The sequence below is a fragment of the Nostoc sp. FACHB-280 genome, assembly GCF_014697615.1.
GTDB lineage: Bacteria > Cyanobacteriota > Cyanobacteriia > Cyanobacteriales > Nostocaceae > Nostoc_B.
Genome location: NZ_JACJSD010000003.1, coordinates 85,670 through 99,443, shown reverse-complemented (window position 1 = coordinate 99,443; position 13,774 = coordinate 85,670). Strand labels below are relative to the sequence as shown.

General features: G+C 38.2%; 2 protein-coding genes and 1 pseudogene. 1 reads left to right on the top strand and 2 read right to left on the bottom strand.

The genetic code is table 11. The annotated features are described in order from the left end of the window. Window positions 1–729: 729 nt before the first annotated feature. Window positions 730–2,193, bottom strand: a pseudogene (locus H6G75_RS33880) (ATP-binding protein); the annotation flags it as partial. A 96-nt stretch (window positions 2,194–2,289) separates the two neighbouring features. After that, window positions 2,290–7,662, bottom strand: coding sequence for an ATP-binding sensor histidine kinase (locus tag H6G75_RS03220; RefSeq protein WP_190978549.1), 5,373 nt, complete (start codon window positions 7,660–7,662; stop codon window positions 2,290–2,292). A gap of 144 nt (window positions 7,663–7,806) precedes the next feature. Between H6G75_RS03220 and H6G75_RS03215 the strand changes: the two genes are divergently transcribed. Beyond that, window positions 7,807–13,740: an AAA family ATPase gene (locus H6G75_RS03215; protein WP_190978548.1), complete on the top strand. Its 5,934-nt coding sequence runs from the start codon at window positions 7,807–7,809 to the stop codon at window positions 13,738–13,740. Window positions 13,741–13,774: the final 34 nt, after the last annotated feature.

Below are 13,774 nucleotides of genomic sequence, written 5' to 3'. Positions count from 1 at the left end.
CGCAATTTTCTGTAACAGTAATTTGCCAATGCGGTAATGAGTTTTTTGTTTTTGTTCCAGAGGAATTAATGAATAAGCTGCTTGTTGGATGCGGTCGTGTAAAAATCTATATTGAACTAATATTTGATGATTTTGAGTTTCCTTGTTGATGCTTACTTCATCATTAATATCTCTCTGATAAAACTTATAAATATTATTATTCGGTAAAATTAGCCCTTCCTGTAAAGCTTTCCATAAATCCGCCGCTACTTCAATTTCTGATGTTTCGGCAACAATGGCTAACGTTGTCAAATCAAATTGATTCCCAATAAATGCGGCTAACTGTAATACATATTGCGTTGATAAAGGTAATCTTTGCAACTGCAAAGTCATGAATGTGACCACATCATTTGTTACTGCTTGTTGACTGACTTTTGTGATGTCGCATTCCCAACCACCCAAGTCATAGTTAAATTGAATCAGTTTATCTTGATGCAGGGCTTTGAGAAACTGTGTCGTAAAAAAGGGATTGCCGTGAGTTTTCTGTGATACTAGTTGTGATAGAGTCCAAGCTAAATTTTCAGGACATTTCAGTGTATCAGCCACTAGTTGATTAACTTGCCCTTGACTAAGTGGTAATAAATGAAGTTGATGAATTGTGGTTTGGGTTTTTTCTAGTTCACCCAAAGTCAACATCAATGGATGTATGGGACTAACTTCATGATCTCGATAAGCACCAATTAATAATAAATATTTGCTTTCGGTGATTAATAGCTGCATCAATTTTAATGATGCGGCATCAGCCCATTGCAAATCATCTAAAAATAATACTAAGGGATGTTCTTGATTGGTAAAGACTTTGACGAATTTTTGCCAGATTAAATAAAATCGATTTTCGGCTGTGACACCTGAGAGTTCTGTGACTGGTGGTTGCTTGCCCAGAATTTGTTCTAATTCGGGAATGACATCAATAATTACTTGTCCATTGTCACCAATGGCTGATAGGATTTTGCTTTGCCATTGCTGAATTTGAATATCATTTTCTGTTAATAACTGCGCGATTAAATCGCGGAAGGCTTGGACGAAGGCGCTGAAGGGAATGTTGCGGTTAAATTGGTCGAATTTGCCTTTAATGAAGTAACCATGCTGTTTGACGATGGGTTTATGAACTTCGTTGACGACGGCGGTTTTCCCAATTCCTGAAAAGCCGGAAACCAAGATGATTTCGGTTGTGCCTTGGCTAACTCGTTCAAATGCTTCTAAGAGTGTATTGACTTCGGCTTCTCTGCCATAGAGTTTATCAGGAATGATGAAGCGATCGCACACATCTCTCTGAGCAATAGGAAAACTTTCGATAATTGCAGTTTCTATTAATTGACGCAAGCATTTTTCTAAATCATATTTGATTCCCAAGACACTTTGATATCTGTCTTCGGCATTTTTCGCCATTAATTTGCTGACGATTTCTGAGAGTACGGGGGGAATTTTGGGGTTAATTTGATGAACTTGTCGGGGTTGTTTGGCCAGATGACAATGTACTAATTCCATTGCATCATTTGATGGAAATGGTAGTTCTCCTGTGAGTAATTCATAAAATGTTATACCTAAAGAATAGAAGTCGGTGCGGTAGTCAATGCCTCGGTTCATTCTTCCTGTTTGTTCTGGGGAAATGTAAGCTAGGGTTCCTTCTAAAACATTAGGGCTAACGATGGTTTGGGTTTCTCTTGCCAGTAATGAGGCGATACTAAAGTCGATTAATTTAACTTGTTGGCTTTCGCGATTAATTAATATGTTACTTGGCTTTATATCTTTATGGATTATGCGATCGCGGTACAGTATTTCTAATGTGTTACATAAGGCAATGGCTATCTCTAAAAATTCCTGTAAAGATTGGGAATTGTCTCCCATTCCTGACTCCCATCTTTGGATTACCCATTCTTTCAAGGAGATACCACCAAAGTCTTCCATTAGCAACACATAGCCATTTTGGTAAGCTTCCAGGCTATAGGTTTGAATAATTAGGGGCGAGTTGAGATTTGTGGCGATGGTGTATTGATTGTGAAATTGTACCAGTTCACCAAAACTGGGGTAAGGATTTTTCAGCAGTTTGATAACTACTTTTAATGAGTCAGCCTCTCGATATCCTCGATAAACCAAGGTTCTGGAACCATTGTAGAGTTCTTCTGTAACCTGATATCCAGGTATGCTGACCATAGTGTTAACCATACTACCAAATCCTGATAAGCCACAGCTTTATTTTTCCCAATTTTTCTCAGCCACGTTAAATTTATGATAAATATGAGCATAAATTTACAACGGAACTTGAATAATAAATTCTGTCCCTGTGCTTAGAGTTGAGTGACAACTTAAGCTGCCGCCGTGGATTTCTGCGACAATTTGACGCGCAATAGCCAATCCTAAACCAGTACCTTTACCCACAGCCTTGGTAGTAAACAAATGGTCAAAGATTTTTTGCTGAATTTCTTCACTCATACCCTGACCATTATCAGCAATAGAGATTTTTGCATATTGATCTACAATTGCGGTGGTAATTGTAATCTGGTTAGGATGAGCTTGTATTTCTGCAAAGCTTTTACCAATACTTGCTTCTTCTAAAGCATCAATAGCATTAGCCAGGATATTCATAAATACCTGATTTAATTGCCCAGGAAAACAATTGACTAAAGGTAAATTAGCATAATTAGTGATAACTTCAATGGCAGGACGTTTTTCGTTAGCTTTGAGGCGATGCTTGAGAATTAAAATGGTACTGTCAATGCCTTCATGTAAATTAAACTGTACTTTGTAATCTTGATCAGCGCGAGAAAATGTCCGTAAGCTAGTACTAATATTTTTTAATCTGTTGCAAGCCATAACCATTGCATCGATTGTTTTGGGTAAGTCTGCTAACAGATAATCCAAGTCTATTTCTTCAGCATGGTCTTGAATTTCATCACCAGGATTTTCTAAAATTTCTTGATAAAGTTTGAGATGTTCAGTCAGGTCAGCAACATTAGGTTTAGTTTGTTGCAGACTAGCAGAAATAAAACCCAGAGGATTATTCATTTCATGGGCAACGCCAGCGACTAAATTACCCAACGCAGACATTTTTTCGCTTTGAACCATTTGTATTTGTGCTTGTTGTAAATCTTGCAATGCTTGTTGAGATTTTTGATAAAGTCGGGCATTTTCTAATGAGATGGCGGCTTGAGTGCAAAGTAAATTTAAGATTTCTACGCGATCGCTAGTAAATGCCCCTGTGACTAAATTATTTTCGAGATATAAAATACCGACTAACTTGCCTTGCTGTAAAATCGGGCTACACAAGATACTCTGGGGTTTCTGACGCACAATATACGAGTCGTTGGCTAGGCTAAGATCAGTTGTCGCATCCACCAACACAACCGTTTGCTGACTGTGCTTAACTTTATAAATCAATTTCACAGGAATATCCTGGCTCTCCTCAACAGCAATATTCTGCAATAAAATTGGCTGATGTCCTTCTGTAATTGAGCCTGCAATAACTAAGGAATTATCTTGCAATAGTATTAACAAACATTTATCAGCCCCAGCATTTTCCACAACAATAGCCAGCAATGATGACAGTAGTTTTTCTAGTTCAATTTCACTAGCCAGAGTTTGGTAAGCGGTGAGAATCGCTTTTAAATCCAGGCTATCGGAGATACTGCTGCTAGAAGTAGGGGAACTGGTAGATGTGAAAGTTGCTGAAGCTAGGATAGTTTCGTTAGTTGTAATAGTCGCACGAGTTGATTGTAATATCGGTGTAAGTAATTCGGCATAGCGTTGTTCTAAGTCAGCAATTTTGGCTTCTGCCCCCCAACGAGCATAAGCATAGTAAGCTTGAATCATGTATTCCTGGGCGATGCGTTGTTTACCCCAATCAAGATAAAATTTGGCTGCTAGTTCATTAGCCAGTGCTTCTTCAGCAAGATATTCGTGAGCTTGAGCCGAAGCAATGGCTTTGTCGTATAGTTCACTGGCTGAAACTTTCTCTCCTAAAACACGACATTTTTCTGCTTCTACTAAATCAAATTTATGTTGGTGATTCATTGGCGCATGATAAGCCCATTGCTGCAACTGAGTTTGGTTTTGCGCCACTCGTTCTAATACAGTTGCAACTTCATTACAATCTGGGCTGAATTGGGCTAAAGCCACTAAAGAATCATATAAATAAAAAGCAGGTAAAGTAGCCGATCCTGATGCAGCAATTAAATAGTTTCGGCACTCAAAAGTATAACTATTAGCTTGTTCAAGTTCTGCAAACAAATAGCATAGTTGCAATTTATATAAGTAGAAAATATAAAAACCAGAAAAATCATTTGCTGAACGCAATCGTGAAAGACATTCCGCTTCTTGCAGGGCTGAACCAGTCAAAATAGTAGGATTTTCCGTACAACCTAGTAAATTTAAAGCAGCTTGCCAATAAATGCTACAGTAACTTGCTGATGACATCTGTTTGATCTGGAGCAAACTGCTGTAGTAATTACGCATCTTTTGTTCCACGCTTACCAACGGTTGACCAGACCAAAATGAATGTAAGCAAAAATTGTGACCACTAGCGCCTGCAAAGAGTAAATTGCCAACTTCTAAAGCAGTTGTGTAGCTTTCTTGCAACAAAGGTAAGGTTTCCTTGAGGTGAGATTTTTGATGCAGAAGAAAACTTGCCAACACCATTAATATTTCTGGTTTACTAGCTTTAGCATCAAGTTTTAAAATCACATCCCATGCTAATTGACCAAACTGGACAGCTAAATCTACATCTTGCAGCAGCTGGCAAATAATGACGCTATGAGAAACATAACCGTAAGCAGAAGCAGGAACATGACCGTATCGCAGAGATAATTTAACTGATAAAGCAGTTAGTAATGGCAGTATAGGAGAGGCAGAAACATAAGCTGCTGGCAATATACTGCGAATAGACTCAACAATGGCAATAGTATGAGCATCTGTCATCACGGGCAAATGAACAAAATCTGCAACTTTTTTGTTAGCCAGTAATTCGCTAATTTCTTGCATGGACTCGTGAATATCTGTTGGTGTCGGTATTTCTGGCAGCGTTACACCCAACTTTTGTAAAAGTTTTCTTCCAGTTTCCACAGATTCAATTTGTTTATTCTGCAAGTGATTGGCTTCAATTCTCAAGCAGTAAACATTCACCTGTTCTAGTGAAGATTTTGCTTGGGCAATCACAACATCAATGAACAGTTCCATAGTGTCAAAATCACCACAAAGCATAGCTAACTCCGCAGCTAATTCATGGAAGGAGAGAGTGATATCATATTGGAGTTGCCAAGCCTGGGCAGATAACAAAGATAATCCCACCGTGGCATACTCCCGCGCCGCTTGATAAGCAGTAGCGGCTTTAGCCTTACGACAAGCCATCAAATTGAGTTGGGCGAGTTCCTCCCGTTCGCTGGCTTGAGTAATTAAATCTACACCTTGATTTAATTGATTGACAATTTCAAAAATCCGCTCTTCCCTCGCAGTGACAGAAATTTTTTGTAACAGTAGTTTGCCGATGCGGTAGTGAGTTTTTTGTTTTTTTTCTATGGGAATTAATGAATAAGCTGCTTGTTGGATGCGGTCGTGTAAAAATCTATATTGAACTGATATTTGATGATTGTGATTGTTATTGTTGATAATCACTTCATCATTCACATCTCTTTGATAAAACTTGTATATATTATTCGTTGGTAAAATTAGCCCTTCCTGTAAAGCTTTCCATAAATCCGCCGCTACTTCAATTTCTGATGTTTCGGCAACAATGGCTAACGTTGTCAAATCAAATTGATTCCCAATAAATGCGGCTAACTGTAATACATATTGCGTTGATAAAGGTAATCTTTGCAACTGCAAAGTCATGAATGTGACCACATCATTTGTTACTGCTTGTTGACTGACTTTTGTGATGTCGCATTCCCAACCACCCAAGTCATAGTTAAATTGAATCAGTTTATCTTGATGCAGGGCTTTGAGAAACTGTGTCGTAAAAAAGGGATTGCCGTGAGTTTTCTGTGATACTAGTTGTGATAGAGTCCAAGCTAAATTTTCAGGACATTTCAGGGTGTCAGCTACTAATTGATTGACTTGTTCTTGACTAAGTGGTAATAAATGAAGTTGATGAATTGTGGTTTGGGTTTTTTCTAGTTCACCCAAAGTCAACATCAATGGATGTATGGGACTAACTTCATGATCTCGATAAGCACCAATTAATAATAAATATTTGCTTTCGGTGATTAATAGCTGCATCAATTTTAATGATGCGGCATCAGCCCATTGCAAATCATCTAAAAATAATACTAAGGGATGTTCTTGATTGGTAAAGACTTTGACGAATTTTTGCCAGATTAAATAAAATCGATTTTCGGCTGTGACACCTGAGAGTTCTGTGACTGGTGGTTGCTTGCCCAGAATTTGTTCTAATTCGGGAATGACATCAATAATTACTTGTCCATTGTCACCAATGGCTGATAGGATTTTGCTTTGCCATTGCTGAATTTGAATATCATTTTCTGTTAATAACTGCGCGATTAAATCGCGGAAGGCTTGGACGAAGGCGCTGAAGGGAATGTTGCGGTTAAATTGGTCGAATTTGCCTTTAATGAAGTAACCATGCTGTTTGACGATGGGTTTATGAACTTCGTTGACGACGGCGGTTTTCCCAATTCCTGAAAAGCCGGAAACCAAGATGATTTCGGTTGTGCCTTGGCTAACTCGTTCAAATGCTTCTAAGAGTGTATTGACTTCGGCTTCTCTGCCATAGAGTTTATCAGGAATGATGAAGCGATCGCACACATCTCTCTGAGCAATAGGAAAACTTTCGATAATTGCAGTTTCTATTAATTGACGCAAGCATTTTTCTAAATCATATTTGATTCCCAAGACACTTTGATATCTGTCTTCGGCATTTTTCGCCATTAATTTGCTGACGATTTCTGAGAGTACGGGGGGAATTTTGGGGTTAATTTGATGAACTTGTCGGGGTTGTTTGGCCAGATGACAATGTACTAATTCCATTGCATCATTTGATGGAAATGGTAGTTCTCCTGTGAGTAATTCATAAAATGTTATACCTAAAGAATAGAAGTCGGTGCGGTAGTCAATGCCTCGGTTCATTCTTCCTGTTTGTTCTGGGGAAATGTAAGCTAGGGTTCCTTCTAAAACATTAGGGCTAACGATGGTTTGGGTTTCTCTTGCCAGTAATGAGGCGATACTAAAGTCGATTAATTTAACTTGTTGGCTTTCGCGATTAATTAATATGTTACTTGGCTTTATATCTTTATGAATTATGTGTTCTTTATATAGTAAATCAAGTGCATCGCACAGTGAAATTGCAATTTCTAAAAATTCTTGTAGAGATGCTTGGTTTTGTTGTATCTGCCATTGCTTGAGAGAGATTCCACCAAAATCTTCCATGATTAGCACATAACCGTTTTGATAAGATTCTAGGCTATATGTTTGGGTTATCAAAGGAGAATTGAGATTTTTCGTAATGGTGTACTGATTACAAAATGATAATAGTTCTTGATAGCTTGGGTAAGGATTTTTCAGCAGTTTGATGACTACTCTCAATGAGTCGGTCTCTCGATATCCTCGATAAACTATGGTTCTAGAGCCATTGTATAGTTCTTCGGTGAGTTTGTAGTTGAAAAGACTGAGCATACTAATGAGTTACGAAATATACTCAATTATTATTCCCGTACACACATCATTCAAAACAGTTCAGATCAACTTTTTTGCTTTTTAAAGTCCCTTAGACAAATTTGGGAATACTAAAGTCAGAAATTCTCCAGCCTGAATGCAGTTATGATTAGTACTCCAGTTAGTATTTCCGGATATATAGTCGGCGAACAAATTTATGATGGTTCTAGAACTGTAGTTTACCGGGCGGTACGAGAAACTGACAATTTACCTGTAGTCATTAAACTGCTAAAAAATTCTTACCCTAGTTTTAGTGAACTTTTATCTTTTTGCAATCAATACAGCATTGCGAAAAATCTCAACTCACCTCTGATTATTCAAACTTATAGCCTGGAAACATACAAAAATGGTTATGCGCTAATCATGGAAGATTTTGGTGGAATTTCTCTTCCAGAATGGAAAGCTAAGGGTAGAGAAAAATTTCTCCCAGAGTTTTTAGAAATTGCGATCGCTCTTAGCAAAACTTTAGATATCTTATATCAAGAGCGGATCATTCATAAAGATATTAAACCCAGTAATATCTTAATTAATCCTGCGACCAAACAAGTTAAATTAATTGATTTTAGTATTGCCTCTTTATTACCGCGAGAAACGCCAGCAATTGTTAATCCTAAAGTTTTAGAAGGGACACTTGCTTACATTTCTCCAGAACAAACCGGAAGAATGAATCGCACAATTGATTATCGGACTGATTTTTATTCTTTGGGTGTGACTTTCTATGAATTACTCACAGGTGAATTACCTTTTCAATCGAATGATGCGATGGATTTGGTACATTGTCATATTGCGAAAACTCCGCCTAGTTTAGAAAACAGGAGGCTCACTTCGACTTCGCTCAGTGACCAGACTTCGACTGCGCTCAGTGAGCAAAATGCAGGAAGTAGAGGGGAAGAAATACCGCAGGTAATTTCTGATATTGTGATGAAATTGATGGCGAAAAATGCTGAAGACAGATATCAAAGTGCTTTAGGACTAAAATATGATTTAGAAAAATGTTTATCTCAACTCCGTGAAACAGGTGCGATTGAAAATTTTGAAATTGGACAACGAGATATATGCGATCGCTTCATTATTTCTGATAAACTTTATGGCAGAGAAGCAGAAGTTTCAACTCTATTACAAGCATTTGAGCGAGTGAGCCAAAGCGCAACCGAAATGATGCTGGTTGCTGGGCTATCTGGAATTGGTAAAACAGCAGTTGTGAATGAAGTTCATAAACCAATTGTCAGACAACGAGGTTATTTTATCAAAGGTAAATACGACCAATTTCAAAGGAATATTCCTTTGGGTGCTTTTGTCCAAGCATTCCGCGATTTGATATGTCAAATCTTAACTGAAAGTGATGCCCAAATTCAACAATGGAAAAATAAAATTTTAGAGGCTGTGGGTGAAAATGGCGGGGTAATTGTGGAAGTTATTCCCGAATTAGAAACCATTATTGGTAAACAGCCACCTGCTATAGAATTAGCCAACACAGCAGCACAAAATAGATTTAATTTATTATTTCAAAAGTTTACGCAAGTATTTACCTGTGCTGAACATCCCTTAGTGATATTTTTAGATGATTTGCAATGGGCAGATTCAGCATCATTAAACTTAATTCAGATTTTAATGTCTGATACAGCGTATCTATTCTTAATAGGAGCCTACCGTAATAATGAAGTCAAACCAGCAGATCCATTAATTTTGACGTTGAATGAAATTCAAAAAACACAAGCCACGATTAATACTATTACTTTAGCACCACTCAATCAAATAGAATTAAATCAATTAGTGGCAGACACACTCAAGTGTGCAGAAAATATAGCTTGGAATCTTTCTGTATCAATTTATCAAAAAACTTATGGTAATCCGTTTTTTGCTACCCAATTTTTGAAATCATTACATCAAGAAAATATTATTAAATTTGATTTTGGATTGGGTTGTTGGCAATGTGATATTACGCAAGTAAATCAACTGGCACTTACAGATGATGTTGTGGCTTTCATGGCATGGCAATTACAAAAGATGCCACAATCAACGCAAAATATCTTACAATTAGCTGCTTGTATTGGGAACTCTTTTGACTTAGCAACCTTGGCAATTGTTTCTCAGCAGTCAGAGATAGAAACTGCTGCTGATTTGTGGAAAGCATTGCAAGAAGGATTAATTTTACCGATTAGTGAAGTTTATAAATTTTATCAGGCAACTGAGGGCGATCGCTTAACCCTAGAACCAGGTAATACTACTCAACAATTAGCAAAATATAAGTTTTTACATGACAAAGTACAGCAAGCCGCTTATTCGCTGATTCCTCAAGAGCGACAACAAGCAACTCATCTACAAATTGGACAATTACTCCAACAAAATTTATCTGCAACGGAACAAGAAGAAAAAATCTTTGATATTGTTGGACATTTGAATCAAGGCATTCAGTTAATCGCTGAACCAAAAGCACAGGAACAATTAGCACAACTGAACTTAAAAGCAGGAACTAAAGCGAGAAATTCGACAGCATATTTCGCCGCCAGGATATATTTCCAAACTGGACTAGAATTATTACAAGAAAATTGTTGGATTCAGCAGTATGAATTGGCGTTGCATCTTCATATTGCGGTGGCTGAAGCGAGTTATTTAACTAGTGATTTTGAAAATATGGAACAGATAGCAACCATAGTATTGCTATCAGCTCGCACCATTCTAGATAAAGTTAAAATTTATGAAATTCAAATTGCCGCCCAAGTTTTACAAAGTAATGTGTTGGAGGCGATCGCAGTTGGCAGACAAGTATTAGCACAATTGGGGGTTGAACTGCCACAAGCACCTGATCAAGCCTTAACTGGCAAAATCTTACAAAACCTCAATACTCAACTTGCAGGCAGAAAAATTGCCGATTTGATCAATTTGCCATCAATGACAGATCCCACCACAGAAGCAGCAATCGAAGTGTTGGGAATGTTGTTTTCACCTATCATCCAAGGAATGCCCGGTTTACTACCCTGGTTAAGTTCAATGATGGTGAGTTTATCTCTGCAATCAGGTAATAGTGTGGCATCCACAACTGGATATGGTATTCACGGAATGGTATTGTGTGCATTCTTAGAAGATCCAGTCACAGGCTATGCTTTCGGTCAGTTGGCTATCAACTTACTCGAAAAATTTCATATCCAAAAGCATAAATCCGTCGTCCTTTCTTTGTTTGGCTGTTTTATTCAACATTATCAAGAACGATTAGATGCCACCATCCCCTTGCTGTTAACCGCCTACCAAACTGGCATCGAAACTGGAGATTTTTTACACGCTGGTTTTGCTTTGGGTGGTCATAGTGATGGCAGATTTTTCACTGGTGAAGAACTGCATAGTTTTGTTCCAGCTATGGCTGATTATAGTCAGGCATTGGCTCAGGTAAAACAATACTCGGCTCAAATATATTTGAATTTGGGCAAACAAGCGGCAGAAAATCTGATTGAACCAGTCAGCCAACCAGATTACTTGATTGGTGATACCTACAATGAAACATTGATGCTGACTAAACACCAGCAGGATAATGACTTGATTGCGATCGCCCAAGCTTATATCTATAAACTGCTACTTGCTTGCTATTTTGCTAATTATACAAATGCACGCAACTATATTGACCAAGCCAAACCTTGTTTAATGGCAGTATCAGGATCGATTTTTGTGCCGATTTTCCATTTTTATGCGGCACTGACTTATCTAGGGCTTTTCCCCAACCAGCCAGAACCAGAACAAGCCGAACTGCTGGCGGTTGCAGCCAGCCACCAAACAGTTCTACACCAATGGGCGTGTGATGCGCCGATGAACCACTTGCATAAATGGTATTTAGTCGAGGCTGAACGTCATCGAGTTTTGGGTGAAAAATTTGCCGCCAGTGACTGTTATGACCAAGCGATAAATCTGGCGAAAGAACATCAATTTATCAATGAAGAAGCCCTCGCCCAAGAATTAGCAGCCAAGTTTTATCTGCAATGGGATAAACAGCGCATCGCCGAGGAATACATGATTAAAGCCTACTATGCCTATGCCCGTTGGGGTGCCAAAGCCAAAATTGCCGACTTAGAAACACGCTATCCCGAATTACTTACACCGATATTACAATCAACTCGTTCAACCATTACCACTAAAGAAACTATCCTGGCCTCAGCAACTTTCACATCTACCAGTTCCTCCACTTCTAGCAGCAGTATCTCCGATAGCCTGGATTTAAAAGCAATTCTCACCGCTTATCAAGCTCTAACTGGTGAAATTGAACTAGGAAAACTGCTGTCAACATTGCTGACTATTGTTGTGAAAAATGCTGGGGCTGATAAATGTGTGTTAATGTTATTTCGAGATGAGCGCCTGTTTGTCAAAGGCTTGATGATAGAAGGAAAACCGCCAGTTGTATTGCAGAGAATTCCGGTTGAAGAGAGTCAAGAAATTCCCCACAAGTTAATTTACAAAGTCAAGCACAGCCAGCAAACTATTGTCCTATTGGATGCAGCAGCAGATTCTACCTTCGCCAACGACCCATATATTGTAAGTCACCAGCCTAAGAGTATCTTGGTTAGTCCAATTTTGCATCAAGGTAAATTGCTGGGTATTTTATATCTAGAGAATAATTTAGCAACAGGAGCCTTCACTAGCGATCGCGTCGAACTGTTGAATTTACTCTGCACACAAGCAGCGATTTCGCTAGAAAATGCCAGACTTTATGAGCGAGAACAAGAAAAATCCCATTCCTTACAAATATCCCTGGCACAATTACAACAAACTGAAGCATCTCTGGCTCAAGAACGAGAATTTTTAAATGTCATCATTGATAATATTACCGATGGAATTGTTGTTTGTGATGCTAACGGCAAATTGACCTTATTTAACAAAGCAACTTATGAATTTCATGGCTTACCAATAGCATCATTACCCCCTGAACAATGGGCAGAATATTTTGACCTTTATCAGCCTGATGGGCAAACACCATTATCAACCCACGAAATTCCTTTATTTCGTGCCTTGCAAGGGGAAAAAATCGAAAACGTCGAGATGGTAATTGCTCCCAAAAATGGTACACCGAGAATTTTGTTAGCCAGTGGACAAGCAATCTTTGATGCTTGGGGTAACAAAGTTGGTGCAGTAGTTGTGATGCGAGATATTAATGAGCGCAAACAAGCTGAACTGGCTTTACAACAAAAATCCTTAGACTTGCAACAAGCTCTCCAAGAATTACAGACAGCACAATTGCAAATTATCCAAAGTGAAAAAATGTCTGCTTTGGGTAATTTAGTTGCTGGCGTAGCTCATGAAATGAATAATCCTTTGGGTTTTATTTCCGCAACTCTCAAGCAGACTAAGCCCAATTTGGATGATATTATTGAACACTTAAAACTCTATGAAGCAACCCTAGAAAATCCCAGTGATGAAATTCAAGACCATGCCGCAGAAATTGATTTAATTTATCTCTTGGAAGATTTACCGAAAACTCTAGATGCAATGATGATAGCTTGCGATCGCCTGAAAAATATCAGTACCAGCCTACGTACATTTTCCCGTGCTGATAAAGATTACAAAGTCCAGTTCAATCTTCATAATGGTATTGATAGCACAATCTTAATTCTCAAACATCGCCTAAAAGCAAATGAACAACGACCAGCGATAGAAGTCATTACTGAATATGGAGATTTACCACAAATAGAATGTTTTCCTGGTCAGTTAAATCAGGTATTTATGAATATTATCGCTAATGCGATTGATGCTTTAGAAGAAGGGAATACGGGTAGAAGCTTTGCAGACATCAAAGCTCATCCTAACCAAATTAAAATTACAACATTGCTCTTAGATAAATCTGTTAAAATTTCCATTGCTGATAATGGTAAAGGCATAAGTGAAGAAATCAGACAAAAAATCTTTGACCATTTATTCACTACTAAAGGTGTTGGTAAAGGTACAGGATTAGGATTGGCAATCGCTCGGCAAATAGTTGAAGAAACCCACGGTGGCAAGTTAAGTTGTTACTCGGTTTTAGGAGAAGGAACAGAATTTGTAATTGAAATTCCAGCGTGATAAATTTTCCTGTAGAAGACTTATAATTAAGGCG